Source organism: Rahnella sp. CJA17(1/100), assembly GCF_963881615.1.
GTDB classification, from domain to species: domain Bacteria; phylum Pseudomonadota; class Gammaproteobacteria; order Enterobacterales; family Enterobacteriaceae; genus Rahnella; species Rahnella aceris.
Genome location: NZ_CAWOJA010000073.1, coordinates 185,294 through 203,801, shown reverse-complemented (window position 1 = coordinate 203,801; position 18,508 = coordinate 185,294). Strand labels below are relative to the sequence as shown.

Below are 18,508 nucleotides of genomic sequence, written 5' to 3'. Positions count from 1 at the left end.
ACGATGAACATTCCCACCCCCGCTGCAACACTTAATGGCATCGCTAACGTGCGCCTCCCCGCGTGGTTGCTGCCCGCGAGCTGGCCTTTGCAGGCAGGCGAACCGGTGACGGCAGATGTGCGTTTTGATGCAGGCAAAATTGCGTCCGTGACGCCTTATCAGCCAGAACAAGATGATTTGTGGAACGCACACGGCGCACTGGCGTTGCCGGGGCTGGTGGAACCCCATGCGCATCTCGATAAAACCTTCACCCTTGCCCGCAGCCGCCCGTCAAAACCCGGTCTGCTGGCGGCCATTGAAACCCTGCATCAGGACCGTCAGCACTGGACGGCGGCTGACATTCGCCAGCGTGCCCGTAAGGCACTGACCTGGGCGGCCACGAATGGCGTGACCCGTTTGCGCACTCACATTGACTGGTTTGACGTGGAGCCACCGCAGGCCTGGCCTGAGCTGGGCGGGATGGCGCAACCGGGTGTCACGCTGGAGCGGGTGGCGCTGGCACCACTGAGCTTTTTCGCCGATGCCGAAGCGGCTGACCGCATCGCCCGCGCGGTGGCACAAAGCGGAAAAGACTGCCTGCTGGGCGGATTTATCCACTCCTCGAACTGGGATCCGGCGGCGATGACTAACCTGATGCACAGCGCCGCACGCTGGCAACTGAATCTGGATTTGCATATCGACGAGGAGCTTTCGCCGGTGGCATACGGCCTGAGCTGGCTGGCGGATTACCTGTCGGAGAGCACATTCAGCGGCCATATCTGTTGCAGCCACGGCTGTGCGCTGGCTTCCGGCAGTGAACAACAGGCGCAGGAGATTTTGAGTGTGCTGGCGGCGCAGCGCGTCACGCTGATTGCGCTGCCGATGACCAACCTGCTGTTGCAGGACGCCGTCACAAGTCGCACGCCGCGCCAGCGCGGTATCACCCTGCTGAAAGAAGCACAGGCGGCGGGTATTCCGATGCTGCTTGGCTGCGATAACGTGCAGGACGCCTTTTGTCCGGCGGGCAGTTATGACCCGCTGGATACGCTGAGCTGCGCCCTGTTCGCGCTTCAGCTTGAAAACGTTTTTGATCAGCAGTCACGGCTTATTTGCGATGTCGGCGCGCTGACCGGTGAGGCTCAGAACGTCCTGCCGCTTGCGCCCGGCAGCGACGCCACGTTGGTTCTCTTTCCGGGCAGCGACAGCCTGACCTGGCCTTTACACAGCGCGGCCCGTCTGGTTATTCACCACGGCAGGCTGACGCACCAACGTACCTGGAATCAGGAGTTATCCCATGAGTCTTGAAGCGGGAGCGGGAAAACCGCTCGCCAAATATGCCGCGTGGCGTCGTGCCGGTGATTTCGTTTTTCTCTCCGGCATTATTCCCGTTAACCCGCAGACGGCGACCATCGTGCGCGGTTTTCAGGATATCCCCGCCGAAGCACGTCTGCTGCTGGGCGAAACCGGCGAATTCTCCACTGACGCCAAACAGGGGCCGGTTCTGGCGCAAAGCTGGTATGTGCTCGAAAGCATCCGCCACACCATTGAAGACGCAGGCGGGCAAATGAGCGATGTGATCAAGCTGGTGCAGTATTTTCGCAATCTCGATCACTTCCCGTATTACAGCCGGGTCAGAAAACTCTTTTATCCCGGGCAGCCGCCGGTTTCCACCGTGGTGCAGGTCAGCGAAATGCTGCCAGATGCAGGGGTGCTGATTGAGGTGGAAGCCACCGCCTGGTTACCCCAGTCCCGCTAACCCTAAAATGTCCGACCACGAGGCACAGCATGATTAACGGTTATATTCCCGCAGCGCGTTTTCTCCCTTTTCTGAGCTGGACGGCCATTGCCGCTCTGCCCGACAAAGCCAACACCGTGATCGTCTTACCGACCGGTGCAATTGAGCAGCACGGGCCGCATCTGCCGTGTTCGGTTGACAGCGTAATCTCCTCCGGCGTGGCGGGCCATGCCCTGGCGCGGCTGCCGGAAGATATTCCGGCTTACGCTATTCCGCCCATCACCTACGGCAAATCTGACGAACATTTAAATTTCCCCGGCACGCTGACCTTAACCGGCGACACGCTGTTGCAGACGGTTTTAGAAATTGCCGAATCCCTGTATCGCGCCGGATTCCGCAAGCTGCTGATGATTAACGGTCACGGCGGACAACCGCAGGTGCTGCAAATGGCTTCGCGGGAAATGCGCCTGCGTCACGGCGACATGATCATGATCCCTCACGACGTGTTCCGCGTGCCCAACGTGGAAAATCAGTTCCTGAGCGCGCAGGAGCAGAAAATGGCGATGCATGCCGGTCACAGCGAAACCGCTGTAATGCTGGCGCTGGCACCGGAATGTGTTCACATCGAACATGCCGTCGCCAATTATCCGCCGGAATTCCCGTGCCCGACGCTGTCATCGGGCCGCCCTGCCGCTGCCTGGGCTTCCTATGATTTTGGCCCGAGCGGCGTCATTGGCGACCCGACCGGCGCAACCGCTGAACAGGGTCACGCGATCCTCGATTCGCTGGCGGCAAGCTGGGCGCAGGCGATCACCGAAATCCATCACATGCAATGGAAAGCCCGCAGCGAGCCAACCTGGGGAAAACACCACTGGAACGGCTTTGTGCAAACCAGCTTCACTCCTCCTTCGTCTTCTCTGGCCTCTGAATAAAGGAATTCTCAAGATGAAAACACAGCGTCCCTTCACTTACAGCCTGCTGGCCGTGCTGCTGGCCGGGGTTTCTACCACCAGCATGGCGGAAGAGAAATTTACCTTCCTGACCAACTGGTACGCGCAGGCGGAGCACGGCGGTTTTTACCAGGCGCAGGCCAAAGGGTTGTACAAAACCGCCGGTCTGGATGTCAGCATCAAAATGGGCGGCCCGCAGGTCAACGTGATGCAACTGATGGCCGCCGGACAGGCTGACTGTACGCTTGGCGATAACGGCCAGGCGCTGGAAACCTGGCAGGCAGGCGTGCATGCGGTGACCGTCGCGACGGTATTCCAGCATTCGCCGACGGTGTTTATCAGCCACGACAAAGTGGAGAAAGGTCAGGAACTGAAAGACAAAACCTTCCTGCTGGCCACCGAGGCATATACCTCTTTCTGGCCGTGGGCGAAGAGTGAACTGGGGCTGGGGAGTGCCAAAATCCGCCCGTACACCTTCAGCGTGCAGCCGTTCCTGGCGGACAATAATCTGGTGCAACAGGGTTATGTCACCTCCGAACCTTTCTCGATCGAAAAAGGCGGCAAACCGTTCTACGTCTACATGCTCAGCGACTGGGGTTACCCGCCGTACGGCAACTCGATTATCTGCATGGCGGATACCGTTAAAAAACGCCCGGCAGCGGTGGCCGCTTTCGTGAAAGCGTCGATGCAGGGCTGGAAGGAATACTTGCAGGATCCGGCCGCAGGCAACCAGCTTATCACTCAGGCCAACCCGCGTATGGGGGCAGACCAGATTGCCTTCGGCATCGCACAGATGAAGAAGTATGAGCTGGTGACCGGCGGCGACGCACAAACCGGCGGTATCGGCATCATCACTGAACCGCGTCTGAAAAAGACCTGGGACATGCTGGTGAAAAACAAGCTGATCGACGCGGATAAAGTGCCGTTTGAGCAGACTTATACCCTCGACATGATCAAAGACGCGAAGGTTATGCCATGAATTCAGCCCCTAAACTGACCGTGATGAGCGATGTCCGCTCAGCCAATCCGCCGCCCGTGCCTGCTATCGAAGTGCTGTCGGCGGAGAAAATTTACAGCAACGGCACCCGCGCCCTTTTGCCGGTCAATCTGACCATCAATCAGGGTGAATTCGTCACCCTGCTCGGCCCGTCGGGCTGTGGCAAAAGTACGCTGTTAAAAATGGTCGCCGGGCTGACGGAACCCAGCGACGGCAAACTGGTGCTGTGGCGGCGCGACAGCCGTGAAAAAGCGCAGGTGCCGCTGTCATTCGTGTTTCAGGAAGCCACGCTGATGCCGTGGAGCAACGTGCAGAACAACGTGCGTTTGCCGCTGGATCTGGCGGGCGTGCCGCGAGCCGAAGCCAATACCCGCGTCAGTGAAGCGCTGGAACTGGTGGGGCTGGGGAAATTTGCCAAAGTCCTGCCGCGCGAACTGTCAGGCGGCATGCAGATGCGCGTCTCCATTGCCCGCGGGCTGGTGACGCGTCCGAAACTGCTGCTGATGGATGAACCTTTTGGTGCGCTGGATGAAATCACCCGCAACAAGCTCGACAGCGATCTGCTGCGCCTGTGGCGGGAACAGGGGCTGACGGTGGTGTTCGTCACGCATTCGATTCACGAAGCGGTATTTCTGTCGCAGCGGGTGATCATGATGGCCGCCCGTCCGGGGCGGGTAGTGGAAGATATCGCCATTAACGAACCCTTCCCGCGCAGCGAAGATTTCCGCGTCAGTCCGGCATTTTCACGCTATGCGAAGCAGTTGCAGGACAGCCTGCTGCAAGCCAGCCAATCGGGTATGGAGTAACGCTATGCAAACTCAAAAATCCTCTCCGTGGATCAATAACCAGACCTTTCGCAAGGTGCTGTATCCGGCTGTGGTCGCGATTGTGGTGGTCTTACTGTGGCAGGGCTGGGTGAGTTATTTCAAAATTCCCCAGTTTCTGGTGCCTTCGCCGGTAGTGATGCTGGAAAGCCTGTGGACCAACTTCGGTACGCTGACCATGTCACTGCTGTTTACGCTGAAAATCACTTTGATCTCGTTTTTACTCTCTATCGTCATCGGTTCGGTCGTGGCTTTCGTGCTGGTGCAGAACCGCTTTGTTGAAACCGCGTTGTTCCCGTACATCGTGTTTTTACAAGTGACGCCGATTGTCGCTATCGCGCCGCTGATCATCATCTGGGTCAAAGACACCACGTTGTCGCTGGTGGTGTGTTCGACGCTGATGGCGGTGTTCCCGATCATTTCTAACACCACGCAGGGGTTGCGCAGTGTCTCGCCCGGCCTGCTGAGTTATTTCCAGCTCAGCCGCGCCAGCCGTCTGCAAATCCTGATCCGCTTACGCATCCCTTCTGCGCTGCCGTATTTTTTCGGCGCACTGCGCATTTCCAGTGGCCTGTCGCTGATTGGTGCCGTGGTGGCTGAATTCGTGGCGGGCACCGGTGGCAATAACACCGGTCTGGCCTACCAGATATTGCAGGCGGGCTATCAGCTCGACATCCCGCTGATGTTTGCCGCCCTGCTGTTAATTTCACTCACCGGTATCGCGCTGTTTGGTGTGATGTCGTGGATTTCGAGACGCGCCCTGAGCGCCTGGCATGAAAGCGAAGTCGTGCAATCTCATTAATCTCATTCATTTTGGCAGGAAGAATATGGACAGCGAACAACGTCAACAGGCGCTCGCCCTGATTCAGCAGGCGCTGCCTGATCTCGACTGGACTTTACAGGCACCGAAGGTTAAACGCCTTTCCCGTGATTTTCACTGGTTCAGCCCGGTGCTCAAGCGGCAACTGGAAGACAAACACGCCGATGCCGTGGTCAGGCCGCGCAGCGAAGAAGAGCTGATTTTGCTGGTGAAAGCCTGCGTTCAGCACCAGTTACCGCTGATTTTGCGCGGCGGCGCGACCGGCAACTACGGCCAACTGGTGCCGCTGGAAGGCGGAATTCTGGTGGACATGACCGGGTTTAATCAGGTTTGCGAACTGGCTAACGGCGTGGTGCGGGCACAGGCGGGGATCCGGCTGGCGGAGATTGAAACCCTGACCCGTCCGGCAGGCTGGGAACTGCGCTGCATGCCCTCCACTTACCGGCTCGCCAGCCTGGGTGGCCTTTACGGCGGCGGCTTTGGCGGTATCGGCTCCATTAACTACGGCCCGCTCGGCGCGCCGGGCAATGTGCTCAGTGTAAAAGTCATGACCATGGAAGCCGAACCGCGCATTCTGCATGTGCCCGCTCCGCAGGCGCTGCTGCTGCATCACGCGTATGGCAGCAATGGCATTGTGCTTGAGGTTGAACTGGCGCTGGCACCGGTTCATCAGTGGATTGAACGGCTGGACGTGTTCGACGACTTCACCGACGCACTGGATTATGCCAACGCCTTTGCCCGTTCACCGGGGCTGGTCAAGCGCCAGCTCGCGCTGTTTGCCGCGCCGATCCCGTCTTATTTCAGTCATCTGAACGGACATTATCAGGCCAGCCAGCATGCAGTGATCAGCGTGATTGCGCAGGAAAGCGAAGGCTTCTGCGCCCATCTTCTGGAAAAGTACCACGGGCACAGCGCAGTGCGTCAGTCTGCCGACGCGGCGCGTGAGGCTAATGCGTCGCTGATGGAATATTGCTGGAACCACACCACGCTGCACGCGCTGAAAATTGACAGCACCCTGACCTATTTACAGACGGCGTTTAATTATACGAATTATCGCCAGCAGATTATCGATATGGCGGCTTTGTTCGGCGACGAGGTGATTTCGCACATTGAGTTCCTGCGTGACAATGACGGCAATATCACCGCCAGCGGTTTACAACTTGTGCGTTATTCCACCGAAGAAAGACTGAACGAAATAATGAAAATCTTCCGTGATAATGACGTGAAAATAAATAACCCGCATGTTTATCGCATTGAAGAGGGTAAACAGGGAGAAATTAAACCTGACGTCGTTTCGGTTAAAAAGTGTCTTGATCCCGACGGATTACTTAACCCCGGCAAGCTCAGGGGCTGGGATGTCCGCGACACCCTGGTATTAGATAACGATCCCCTGTTATTGCGTGACTGAAAAAAAGCCCGCTTAATAAAATTTAAGCGGGCTTTTGGCTTTCAAACGGTCAGTTCAAACAGTTCAGATCAAAGCTCGAATCTGTCCAGATTCATCACTTTGGTCCAGGCGGCGACAAAGTCTTTCACGAACTTCTCTTTGGCGTCACTGCTGGCGTAAACCTCCGCGTTGGCACGTAATATGGCATTCGAGCCGAACACCAGATCGGCACGCGTGGCGGCGAATCTGACTTCTCCGCTGACGCGATCACGACCTTCAAAACGCTCACCGGAGCCATCAACAGGTTTCCATTCGGTACGCATATCCAGCAGATTCGCGAAGAAATCCGTGTTCAGCTCACCGGTTTTTTCCGAGAACACGCCCAGATTGCTGCCGTCGTAGTTAGCCCCCAGCGCACGTAATCCGCCGACCAGCACCGTTAATTCCGGCACGGTCAGGGTCAGTTGCTGAGCCTTGTCGATCAGAAGATTTTCAGTCGATGTATTGGCCGTTTCGCCACGGTAGTTACGGAAACCATCCGCTTTAGGCTTAAGCAGTTCGAACGACTCAATATCCGTCTGATCCTGACGCGCATCCACCCGACCCGGCGTGAAAGGCACGTCGATGTCGATATGAGCCGCTTTCGCCGCCTTTTCAACACCAACCGAACCGGCTAAAACGATCACATCCGCCAGAGACACCTTCTGGAATGACTGCTGGATAGCTTCCAGAGCAGGCAGTGCGCGGGCAGCAATGGCATTCACTTCCCAGTCTCTTTGCGGACGCAGCGCCAGACGCGCACCGTTCGCACCGCCGCGTTTGTCGCCGCCACGGAAGGTCGACGCTGACGCCCACGCCACCGAGACCAGTTCACTGACGCTCAGGCCGGAAGCGGCAATTTTCTCTTTAAGCTGCGCGATATCGCCAGCCGTCGGGTGATAGACCGGCACCGGCAACGGATCCTGCCAGATTAAGTCTTCCTTTGGCACTTCCGGCCCGATGTAACGCGCTTTCGGCCCCATATCGCGGTGGGTCAGTTTGTACCATGCACGGGCAAAAGCTTCGTTAAAGGCCTGCGGATCGCCGTGGAAACGACGGGAAATTTTCTCGAATTCCGGATCAAAACGCAGCGTCAGATCGGTCACCAGCATGGTCGGTTTGCGTTTTTTTGAGGTATCGAACGGATCAGGAATAATGTCCGGCGCATCGGCGGCTTCAAACTGAATCGCCCCTGCCGGGCTGCGGGTCTGCACCCATTCATATTTGAACAGGTTCTCGAAGAAGTAATTGCTCCACTGCGTCGGGGTTTGCGACCAGATAACTTCCAGGCCGGAGGTGATGGCATCTGCGCCGACACCGGTTCCGTGACTGCTTTTCCAGCCCAGGCCCTGCGATTCAATCGGTGCGGTTTCCGGGTCAACACCCACATTATCGGCCGGACCTGCGCCGTGCGTTTTACCCAGCGTATGCCCCCCGGCGATGAGCGCGACGATCTCTTCATCATTCATGCCCATATTACCGAACGTGGCACGAATGGCCGGCGCAGCCGACGCCGGATCACCACTGTGATTCGGCCCTTCCGGGTTGACGTAAATCAGCCCCATTTCCGTTGCGCCCAGCGGAGATTTGGCCAGCTCTTCAGGATGGCGGTGTTCCAGCCAGGTGGTTTCATCACCCCAGTTAATGTCCAGATCCGGTTCCCAGACGTCTTCACGCCCGGCACCAAAACCAAAGGTGCGGAAACCGGAGTTTTCCAGCGCGACGTTCCCCGCCAGAATATACAGATCGGCCCAGGAAATTTTCTGACCGTATTTTTGTTTCACCGGCCACAACAGACGGCGCGCTTTATCCAGACTGACGTTGTCCGGCCAGGAGTTTAACGGGGCGAAGCGCTGCTGACCACGACCGGAACCGCCGCGTCCGTCGACGGAGCGATACGTCCCGGCGCTGTGCCATGCCAGACGAATGAACAGACCGATGTAGCTGCCCCAGTCCGCCGGCCACCAGGGCTGCGACGCAGTGAGCACCCCTTTGAGGTCGGCTTTCAGTGCGGAGTAATCTAATTTGGCAAATTCTTTACGATAATCAAAGGATTCGCCCAACGGGTTTGAGCGATTTGAGTGCTGATTCAGCAGGTCAACCCTGAGCTGGTTAGGCCACCAGTCACGGTTAGTTGTCCCGCCGCCAGAGGCTTTATTTGAGTTTCCTTCATGGAAAGGACATTTACCGGCACCGGCTTCTCTGTCTGCTTCAACAATTGGCTTTGCGTCGTTTGCTTCTTCATCAATAGAACTGCTCATGCTCACACTCCTGTTATGTAGTCTCATTGCTACTCTATACGCGGATTGAAACCAGTCACATCTGAATCACCCTATGTATTTGATAGATTTTGCCTTAGGACTTATACGCGCTTTTTGCGGGTTTTATCACCAAAATGCCACCCGCTCTGATTATAGAATAGCCCCTGACTGACAGAGGTTTCTCTGTCAGCGTCTCAAAATGCAAAAAGCCCGCCTGAGTTTCCTCATGCGGGCTTTGGGTTTCTGAAACTTTCTTCAGCGATTATTCACGCCAGCCCATTTCAGGGGCGACATATTTGAGGATTGACTCAATCACATGCACGTTGTAATCGACGCCGAGCTGATTCGGAACGGTCAGCAATAAGGTGTCGGCTTCGGCGATCGCTTCATCCTGCTTCAGCAATTTGATCAATCTGTCCGGTGTCGCCGCATAGCTGCGGCCGAAAATCGCCCGGGTTTTCTCATCGAGGAAGCCGACTTTGTCGCCATCATCGCCGCTGCCGCCAAAATACGCGCGGTCGCGGTCATCCATCAGGGCGAAAATACTGCGGCTGACGGACACACGCGGTGTACGCTCATGCCCCGCCTCAGCCCAGGCCTGACGGTAAGCGCGAATTTGCTGCGCCTGCTGAATATGGAACGCCTCACCGGTTTCATCATCTTTCAGCGTGGAGCTTTGCAGGTTCATGCCCAGTTTCGCCGCCCAGACGGCGGTAGCATTCGAGCCCGCGCCCCACCAGATACGTTCACGCAGCCCGGCAGAATAGGGTTCAGGGCGTAACAAACCCGGCGGATTCGCAAACATCGGTTGCGGATTAGGTTTCGCAAAACCTTCGCCGCGCAGGACATCAAGCAGTTTCTCTGTATGACGGCGCGCCATATCGGCTTCCGTTTCGCCTTCTTCCGGCTGATAACCAAAATAGCGCCAGCCGTCGATGACCTGCTCAGGCGAACCACGGCTGATACCGAGCTGTAAACGCCCCCCGGAAATCAGATCCGCAGCGCTGGCGCTTTCCGCCATATACAACGGATTTTCATAGCGCATATCGATAACGCCGGTACCGATCTCAATCTTGCGGGTTTTCGCGCCGATGGCTGCCAGCAACGGGAAAGGCGACGCAAGCTGGCGCGCAAAATGATGCACCCGAAAATAAGCGCCATCGGCCCCCAGTTCTTCGGCTGCGACAGCCAGATCGATAGATTGCAATAAGGCATCAGCCGCCGAGCGCGTGCCCGACTGGGGGGATGGCGTCCAGTGCCCGAATGATAAAAATCCAATCTTTTTCATAGCGTCTTCATCCTCATAATCTGTAAACCGGTGCCCTGTCTCTGTCATGCGGAACAGGGCTTAGTGATGGGTTTACTTTACGCGACTCAGGATGAGAATAAATATCATTTGTTTAACATACTGATTCAGTTTATTTGATTAACAACAGGGGATTTTTGCGGGTTCTGGCAACAGATGCCTCGCCACGGCGCATTGAAGGTCATCGTCCGCGGGCCAGACCGCCCACAAGGTAGTGGGTTATTTTGAGGAAACGAAAATGCAGCGTATTCATATCGGTAGCACGGCAAAAATCGTGCTGATGGGATATGCACCTGCGCTGACAGGCCACGTGGAAAGCATTGGTCGCGGGATAGATGATAGCAATGACGCACCCGGTAGCCAGGGCCTGCCGGATGTAGAGTCCACGTTTAGCTGGGTGCGACTCGCTCAGCGTATTCCGGTACGCATCCATATTGATCATCTGCCCAACGGGTTACCGGTGCAGGCGCAGCATACTTGAGACAGAAGATAGCGCAGAGATAAGACAGGCCAGCCCGAAGACATAGACGGCGAACTGTGCCCCCGCCTGCCCCGTCAGTCCGTTCAACAGTGCAATAACCATCGCGACCAGCGCCGCACCAATGGATTGCCCTGCTGTCCTGGCGGTCGACAATACCCCCGAGGCCGTGACCGTTCGGTTCGGTGCCACATTCGAGAACATCTCTTTATTATTCGGCGGCAGGAACAGTCCATAGCCAATCCCGCAAACCGCCACGCGCCAGAGAAAATCATTCACCGTCGCTGCTTGCGGCAACAGAGCCAGAGATCCTAAACCCAGAGAGAAAATCACCACGCCGGCTGTCGATATCTGGGTAGGATTTAAACGATTGGACAGCCTGCCCGCCACCGGGGCGCAGATTGCAACGGCAACCGGCCACGGTGTAAAGATGAACGCCGATTCCAGCACCGAATAGTGATAGGCATGCTGCAGTACAAAGGGCAACCCCACCAGCGCCATCCCCTGTGCCACAAACATTGAGACAGAAGAGATCACCGCAAAGGTATACCGCCTTGAACGGAATATATCGAGCGGCAACAACGGGCTTTTTGAGCGCGTCTGCACGCTGACAAAGATGGCCAGCAGCAGCACCGAGGCGACGCCGCAAAGCATGAGTATGCGGCTATCCCAGCGCCCGATCTGATCCACAGCAATGACCATCAGCCCTAAAGCGACGGCTGAGGTCACCGCACCTCCCCAGTCGAAGCCTTTTTCCTTCTCAGTATCGACGCCCAGGGAGATCAGGGAGAAGACAATGGCAAGTGCACCCAGCGGGAGATTGATATAGAACAACCATGGCCAGTCCAGATAAGAGATGATCAGGCCGCCTAACGCCGGGCCGATGGCCGTCCCCACCGCAAAAGCCAGCGCGTTCAGCCCTAAAATGGTGCCCAACGTATGCGGCGGAAAGATAACCCTGTACAGACCCAGCCCGACGCTGATCATGACCGCATAGCTCACCCCCTGAAGTATACGCATGGCAACCAGCATGCCGAAGGTCGGGGAGAGGCTACAGCCCAGCGATGCCAGCGTAAACAGCACCATGCCCGCGGTGTAGAAGCGCCGCTCCCCTATCCTCGAACCCAGCGATGCACAGATCAACATCGTTGCAGCGCTGGCAACCTGATAGGCGTTGGTCACCCAGATGACAGAGGCTGAATCTACCCGTAAAGCCTCCGCAATAGAGGGCAAGGAAATATTGACGATGGAACTGTCCAGCGCCGCCATAACCACGCCAATCAAAATGGCGGCAGCCGCCAGATAGCGCCTTGGCGCCTCAAATCCTTGCTCTAAGGGACTACTGCTTACCAGCGACATATCCTTATCATCCTATATTGAATTGAAATTACGCACAGAGGCTTTCAGCCTCAGCAACCGGTCCTTCGAGGTAGGCCAGCAGGCCCAGCATCAGCACTTCTTCCGGGCTGGCAACAACGGGAGAGCGCGGCGCTTTCCAGGGCTGTTTACTGCCGTTGATGCGGATACTCCTCAGGAAACAGTAGGTGGTGAGAACATAGAACCGGTTGCGCATACTTTCCCCCATCAGCGGCAGCAGGCCGGAAATACCGCCTAACTCAGGGATCTCGCTAAGAATGCTGCCGTAGTCCGGTTTCGCCAGCACGAACATCAGTGCATCCGCCATCGGGACCATTTTGACTGCATCCTTTACCTCTGCCGCAAGCTCATGCCAGAACGAAAAAGCAAACCGCGAGAAGCCGAAAAGCGGATCCAGCCCGCGTACGGAAAAGTCAGGGTCAATGAAACGTGTCTGAGCATGCTCCTCGTTATAGAGCACATTGCCGAAGTGAAAATTGAAATGGGCTTTTTCTACCGATCTGAACTCTTCAGTCCGGGCCAGCTCCAGCGCTCTTTCATAGACTTCCCGGGCCGTGGTACTGAAACGCACCCCGTTAAGCAGAATAGGTTTATCAAACAGCTCATGAGCGAAGCGCGTGCCTTCCCACTCTTCCTGTAATCTGGCGGGCATCTCGTGGGTTATTGCCGACGAGGTTTCTGATTCCAGGCTGATCGCTTTCTGTACATTCTCCAGTGCGTTTCTGACGATCATCCTGCGCTCAGCCAGCGACCGTTGTTCGTCAAAGACGATCCTGGACAGCGGAAGGGAATCCATCTTCTCGAGAATATAAAATTGCCGCCCGGCGGCCAGTCCGTCGTGCAAGACCGGCACCATCAGTTCCGGATAAATATCGTGCAATGCCCGGATCTGTTCGACTTCGGCTTTCAGTTTGCCATTGAACATTTCGGACATGGCCGTCTTCACAACGAAGCCTGAACTCAAAAAATCTACAGTATGTGAGCTTGTCATTTTTCAATCCCCTGGAAAGTTGCCACTGGCAGGCCAAGCGCGAGGCTGCGCGCTACAGCACGTACCACAGCGCTGTAGCCGACGGTGTTGTTAACAAACGACTGGATGATGACCTCACTCAAATTCTGACTGGCCAGATAGGCTGGCCGGAGAATGAGCAAGTGATTCTGATCGGAAAGAATGGTTGAACACCGGCGCTCGAAGGCATATGCACGGCTTCCTAACGGCGACCGCGATGCTTTCACAACATGAGGATGCGTCCCGCTCACCCGCTCAATCGCCGCCTCAATGAGACCGGGGGTTAACGCACCGCCATCCTTAACGATGAAACGGTTAATCTGATAGCCGGGGGCATGCACAGGCGCGCGTAATGAAACGGTATTCACTAACGGTGCCCAGGGCATCACCTTGTCCTGACTCATGGCAATTTGTGAGAAGCTCGGACGGAGATTGTCGCGCGCATCCTGCAGGCGTCCTTCAAACGATCGGGTGCCGAGTACACCGTTAGGCGTATCCGGATGCACAATATCGGTTTCAACCGACACAATATGCGAGGCGTTGCATTGGATAGATCTGAGCGCCTCGGTGAGTACACGCAGTGAGGCATGCATACCATTGGTCTGGCAGGAGCCGAGGCAATACATGCCCGAACCGACCACCTGGCGTTGTATCGTGTCGATATCATCGCGGGTCAGATCTTCCAGACAGCCATAGATACTCGGCAGTTCGTTGGCCTCTGCAACGCCCAGCACCACGTCCGCGAGTTCTTGCATGTTGCGGGCGACAGGGCTGTTTTTGTCCATATCCAGCTTGCTGGTTGCGATAAAGCCAATGTCGAAGCGACCTGTCTGCGGAGGAAGATCCTTGGCAAGATCGCCAAAGAAAAAGTGAACCTCACGACCGTCGATCCGCAGGGTGTCATTATCGATAATGTCGATGTGAGACTGGATGCCGGGATGCGCCATCGCCAGACGGGCCACGATGCCATCTATCGGACGCAGTTCAGGATAATGTTTATCTAAAGAAGGAGGATTCGTGACGACGGTTTGAATAACAAAACCATCCTTCGCCGGATCATTCTGAATCAGCAAATTCGCGCCGATCTCCGCTCCGCAACCCACTAATATGGCTTTTTTCACTTCATCACCTCGCGCTAAATGAATATAGGTAAGTGTGTTAAATGCGGCCTAGTCCCAGGAGAACATTTTCAGCAAATCAGTGACGGACATGGCATCAAGCTTCGATTCCGAAATCAGGGTTTCGGCCAGAATATGGGCGCGGTCACGCAGCGGGCTGTCTGAAAGATTCAGATGGAATTTCGTCAGCAGCGCCCCGAAACACTCTTCACGGCGACGAACATGGCCGAGCGGATATTCAATGGTTTCGGAGATCTCTTCAGTCATGCCATGACACTTCAGATAGAGCGCATTGGGAATGGCGCGCTTATCAGGGTCGTAATAGCTCTCTGTAAAGGAAGGGCGTTCAGTGCAGGTGATTTTCAATCGCAGTGCATCCAGTTGAGGATCGCTGGCGAGCGGTTCGTGGAAATCTTTAATCGTCAGATTTCCGGTCTGCAGCCCCACGGCAACCATGTACTGGAGACAGTGATCGCGATCGGCGGAGTTATTCAGCGGCCCTGATTTATCAATAATCTGAATCGCCGGTCGGGTTGTTTCTACCCGCACATACTCGATGCTCTCAGGCGTAAACCCGGCTGCCAGTATCCGTTCCCGAAGGTTAATGGCCGCTTCTACAGCAGTCTGGGCGTGGTACTCAGCGGGATTGGGAACCTTGAACAAGATGTTCTTAATGACAAAATCTGACAGGTTGCGCGACAGATTGAAGGGTTTGCCCCGCAAAACAGCATCATTGAATCCCCACCGGCTGACCGTCAGCGCGGTGGGATAACCCATTTCGCCGGTTTGCGCGAACAGCGCCAGTTGCAGGCCACGCGCCGTGGCGTCCCCGGCGGCCCATGACTTACGGGTACCGGCATTTGGCGCATGCCGGTAAGTTCGGAGAGAGTGACCGTCGATAATAGCGTTGGACAGTGCACTCAGTGCCTGGTCTTTTGACAAGCCGAGGAGTTGAGCTGAGGCGATGGCAGAAGCCACTTTAACCAACACCACATGGTCAATCCCCAGCGCATTAAAACAGTTCGACAGACACAGCACGCCGTGGATCTCATAAGCACGAATCATCGTATTCAGGACGGCTGTCATATCAGCGGGCGGCTGATTACCGTCAGTCAGGCTATGCCAGGTTGCGGCAGCCAGGATGGCCCCCAGATTATCGGACGGGTGCCCCCACTCCTGCGCAAGCCAGGTGTCATTGAACTCCAGCCAGCGGATCATCGAACCGATATGAAAGGCCGCCTCGATCGGTCCCAGTCTGAGTCCGGTACCGACAACCGGGACACCAGCCTGACTCTTGCTGAACTGAGCGCTGCCCATTAGTTTCAGACAGTCGTGATCGGCAGAGGCGGCAATTGCGCAACCTATCGAATCCAGCAGACAATAACGCGCCAGGCGTAAAGTCTCATTATCAAAGGTTGTCTGCTCATAGGCGTAGTCAACCAGCTCAACCATTACCTCATCAAACTTTGCATGCGCCATATTTCACCCCATAAACAAAAATGAATTGTTGAAATACACGTAATTGAGATCCGGTAATATATATATCCAGATAATAGAAATAGACAACGCGTTGATTTATATGAGAATACTCTCCATCACTCATAAAATCGTAATGGGCATGGCAATAAAAGACCAGCGAATAAAATCGAGGCATTCATCGAAAGTATTGATGCCCTGACAAAATGCCTGCTGAGGAGGACGGGAAGTTCAGGGAAATGAGCATGAGTTACAGAGCGTGAAAATAAGCACAGTCTGTTGTTGAAATTCGTAATTCAGAATTAATGTCTGCCGGAAAGGTAATAATAATGACACGCACCCTGATGTGGCCACGCAGTGCCCGCAGTTGTAGCCCGGAGCGGAGATTTTAAAACATAGTGACAAACTCACTAATACAGAATATAAATAATTGTTGTGACGGTGAACTAATTTTTAGCATGAGGTCTCAAATGAAGCTAAGTGAACTTCTTGCGTTCGTGACAGTCGTGGAGACAGGGAACATAACCCAGGCAGCCGAGCGTCTGAATCGCGTGCAATCGAGTATTTCCCACCGAATCAGGAGCCTGGAAGATAATCTGGATGTCACCCTGTTAGATCGAAAAACCGACGGGTGCTCACTGACTGCGCAAGGCCAGATACTTTATGACTACGCACTTAAAATATTGAATCTTGCGGATGATTGTAAAAACAACATTTCCCACTCCAAAAATAGCCAGCTGAATATGCGTATTGGCATAATCGAATGTCTACCCCCCTATATTGTCAGTTCACTGATCGATTTAGGTCATGATTTGGGCTGGAATATCGATATTTCGATTGGGAACACTATAAGCTTGCTTAATGCCTTCGACCAAAACGAATTTGATGCGGTAATAATCGGTGCAGGTTTTTCAAACACGCAACATGCGCGCTCCATATTACTCTCCAGCGAACTGGTTATTATTACAGAGAAAAATTACCCCACCATTAAAGACATCTCCAGTCTGGATGGCGAAGTTTTTTTACTCAGCAGCAAAAAATGTGCAACCACTACCCGCAATTATAATGTTCTGTTTAATGAAGGGCATATCACGCCTAAGCGGGTGGTAGAATGTGGTTCCTATCCCGTACTGTTCTCCAGCATTGCCGCCGGCAAAGGCGTATCGTTAGTTTTACGTTGTTCGATCAGCGGCGAGGTACAAAATAAGATAAAAATTCATGAACTCAGTGGCCAGTTCAATGACTTCAAAATAGAGCTTGTTTATCGTACAGATTCACCTTATCTGGATAGCACTAAATTCAGAGGCATAATGACCTCACTTTTTCAGGATCCCCGGCTGCACAATATCGGTTATTAGGGCATTCGTAGCCCACACGTACACTCCCCATGTTAGTGAAATTCCCTCATCTCAAATACAAATGGGAGAGCATACATCTGCCGTATGCCCTCCCATCCCATAAGCCTGCGCTCCCCCGTTCGTCGTATTCTGACGACAAGATGATCAATACTCCGTTATCCGTTATGAAGGTTTACGCAGAGCCACTAAGGCTTTCGCTCTGCACTTCTCCAGTATTAATTTCATCACGGGCACTTCAAAGTACTTATATAAAAAAGAGGCAAATGAGACGGATAAAACCAACGCGACGGCGATAAGCGCAATTCCCTCCGGTAAGCTAAACTTTCTTCCGGCCGTAAGATTCAAAAAATAAAAGAGCACTAAGAAATGAACCATATAGAAGGAATAGGATATTTCTCCTAACCACACCGATGTTTTACTGTTTAACAGAGTGTTTCGGTATTTTAAATCATCACCCGCAATCGAAACGATTAATAAACACACCGGGATGATGAAAACCACGCTCATACTGAACTGGTAAGGGATATACATGGAACCGATGTAAGTTGCTGCAAGCAGGGTAAACGACGCCATTTTCGTCAGCACGAGCATACGTCCGTTCATCAGCAACCGGGCTGCAAACATACCGGCAAGGAATTCAAATATGCGTGATGGGGGAAAAATATACGAAACCCAAAAGTGTTGCTGAGAAATCGGAAACGCCCCCATCATCTTGTCCGGCTCAACCCAGATGTAAATATATGTTTGAACCAATAAGGATGCCGCCGTTACTATTATTAATCCGGGTATATCGAATTTTTCAGGTATTGTCTTCATTACCCTGAAAAGAAAGGGGAAAGAAAGATAAAACATCGCTTCTATACAAAGAGACCAGCTGGGTCTGTTACCGACGAAAAAATAGTGAACATCATCAACCCAGGTATTCAATAACAGAAGGTTTGATGACCAAAGTTTATATTGATAGATACTCATGGCACCAATAATGAACGCTATAGCCCAGGTCAGACAATGCGTAGGGTAAATCTTTGCAAAACGTCGCAGGTAAAAATCTCCCACGGTGTCATTATCTCTCGCAGACCACACCATAATGAATCCACTGAGTATGAAGAAATATGAAACGCCGAGCCAGCCCGCTTTACCCACAATAACGGTGAAAATGTGCTGTATGGTTGGATCTGAAAAGGGAGCGAGATCGCTGGGTAGCGATGAATGAAATAAAAAAACTAATAAAGCCGCCCAGAATCTGCTTCCGGTAAGCGACGGAAGTTTGGTCTGCGGGGGTAATTTCCCGGTTGTTATTGGCTGACTCCCCGCCATTTCAATGGCGTCAGCATGAATAGCATCAATACTTATTTCTCTGTTTATTGCAGGATTCATGGTGTTCCCCCTGAGGA

At 54.2% G+C, this 18,508-nt stretch carries 15 protein-coding genes and 1 pseudogene; 9 read left to right on the top strand and 7 right to left on the bottom strand.

Features of this window, described 5'->3' with window-relative positions; genetic code table 11:
* The first annotated feature begins 3 nt into the window (after positions 1-3).
* The 7 genes from AACU55_RS23105 (at position 4) to AACU55_RS23075 (ending at position 6,713) form a co-directional block, all read left to right on the top strand.
* Positions 4-1,284, top strand: coding sequence for a cytosine deaminase (locus AACU55_RS23105; protein ID WP_134706201.1), 1,281 nt, complete (start codon positions 4-6; stop codon positions 1,282-1,284).
* Positions 1,274-1,735 carry a RidA family protein gene (locus AACU55_RS23100; RefSeq protein WP_013575208.1) on the top strand — a complete coding sequence of 154 codons (462 nt, stop codon included), beginning with the start codon at positions 1,274-1,276 and terminating at the stop codon, positions 1,733-1,735. The genes AACU55_RS23105 and AACU55_RS23100 overlap by 11 nt, the downstream gene beginning before the upstream one ends.
* A gap of 29 nt (positions 1,736-1,764) precedes the next feature.
* A complete protein-coding gene (locus AACU55_RS23095) occupies positions 1,765-2,646 on the top strand; it encodes a creatininase family protein (RefSeq protein WP_134706200.1) in 882 nt (293 codons plus the stop codon).
* An 82-nt stretch (positions 2,647-2,728) separates the two neighbouring features.
* Positions 2,729-3,643, top strand: coding sequence for an ABC transporter substrate-binding protein (locus AACU55_RS23090; RefSeq protein WP_223509501.1), 915 nt, complete (start codon positions 2,729-2,731; stop codon positions 3,641-3,643).
* Positions 3,640-4,467 carry an ABC transporter ATP-binding protein gene (locus AACU55_RS23085; protein ID WP_134706199.1) on the top strand — a complete coding sequence of 276 codons (828 nt, stop codon included), beginning with the start codon at positions 3,640-3,642 and terminating at the stop codon, positions 4,465-4,467. Before AACU55_RS23090 ends, AACU55_RS23085 begins: the two co-directional genes overlap by 4 nt.
* Positions 4,468-4,471: 4 nt before the next feature.
* Positions 4,472-5,287 (top strand): ABC transporter permease, encoded by an 816-nt coding sequence (locus tag AACU55_RS23080; protein ID WP_134706198.1) that lies wholly within the window; start codon positions 4,472-4,474, stop codon positions 5,285-5,287.
* Between the two features lie 25 nt (positions 5,288-5,312).
* Positions 5,313-6,713, top strand: a complete 1,401-nt coding sequence (locus AACU55_RS23075) for an FAD-binding oxidoreductase (RefSeq protein WP_134706197.1) — start codon at positions 5,313-5,315, stop codon at positions 6,711-6,713.
* A gap of 68 nt (positions 6,714-6,781) precedes the next feature.
* On the opposite strand, the gene katG is transcribed toward AACU55_RS23075, so the two are convergent.
* Together katG and AACU55_RS23065 are read right to left on the bottom strand one after the other, a co-directional pair.
* Complete coding sequence (katG, locus tag AACU55_RS23070; protein WP_240785661.1) at positions 6,782-8,992, bottom strand: catalase/peroxidase HPI; 2,211 nt, start codon at positions 8,990-8,992, stop codon at positions 6,782-6,784.
* A 262-nt stretch (positions 8,993-9,254) separates the two neighbouring features.
* Positions 9,255-10,280: an LLM class flavin-dependent oxidoreductase gene (locus AACU55_RS23065; protein WP_013575201.1), complete on the bottom strand. Its 1,026-nt coding sequence runs from the start codon at positions 10,278-10,280 to the stop codon at positions 9,255-9,257.
* A 229-nt stretch (positions 10,281-10,509) separates the two neighbouring features.
* On the opposite strand from AACU55_RS23065, the pseudogene AACU55_RS23060 reads away from it, so the two are divergent.
* Positions 10,510-10,779: pseudogene (locus tag AACU55_RS23060) on the top strand (efflux transporter periplasmic adaptor subunit); the annotation flags it as partial.
* Here the strand turns inward: AACU55_RS23060 and AACU55_RS23055 are convergent.
* Genes AACU55_RS23055 through AACU55_RS23040 form a run of 4 tightly spaced genes read right to left on the bottom strand, consistent with a single transcriptional unit; the run spans position 10,753 to position 15,759 of the window.
* Positions 10,753-12,135, bottom strand: a complete 1,383-nt coding sequence (locus AACU55_RS23055) for a DHA2 family efflux MFS transporter permease subunit (protein WP_013575196.1) — start codon at positions 12,133-12,135, stop codon at positions 10,753-10,755. The pseudogene AACU55_RS23060 and the gene AACU55_RS23055 sit on opposite strands and share 27 nt — an antisense overlap.
* A gap of 28 nt (positions 12,136-12,163) precedes the next feature.
* Positions 12,164-13,087, bottom strand: a complete 924-nt coding sequence (locus tag AACU55_RS23050) for an aminoglycoside phosphotransferase family protein (RefSeq protein WP_240785660.1) — start codon at positions 13,085-13,087, stop codon at positions 12,164-12,166.
* Between the two features lie 53 nt (positions 13,088-13,140).
* Positions 13,141-14,283, bottom strand: a complete 1,143-nt coding sequence (locus AACU55_RS23045) for a hypothetical protein (protein WP_134706195.1) — start codon at positions 14,281-14,283, stop codon at positions 13,141-13,143.
* Positions 14,284-14,331: 48 nt separating this feature from the next.
* Positions 14,332-15,759, bottom strand: coding sequence for a bifunctional 2-methylcitrate dehydratase/aconitate hydratase (locus tag AACU55_RS23040; RefSeq protein ID WP_134706194.1), 1,428 nt, complete (start codon positions 15,757-15,759; stop codon positions 14,332-14,334).
* Between the two features lie 467 nt (positions 15,760-16,226).
* Here AACU55_RS23040 and AACU55_RS23035 point away from each other — a divergent pair, with 467 nt between their 5' ends.
* Positions 16,227-17,114, top strand: coding sequence for a LysR family transcriptional regulator (locus tag AACU55_RS23035; RefSeq protein WP_037034802.1), 888 nt, complete (start codon positions 16,227-16,229; stop codon positions 17,112-17,114).
* 162 nt (positions 17,115-17,276) lie between these two features.
* Here the strand turns inward: AACU55_RS23035 and AACU55_RS23030 are convergent, their stop codons facing one another.
* Complete coding sequence (locus tag AACU55_RS23030) at positions 17,277-18,491, bottom strand: acyltransferase family protein (protein ID WP_134706193.1); 1,215 nt, start codon at positions 18,489-18,491, stop codon at positions 17,277-17,279.
* Positions 18,492-18,508 lie beyond the last annotated feature (17 nt).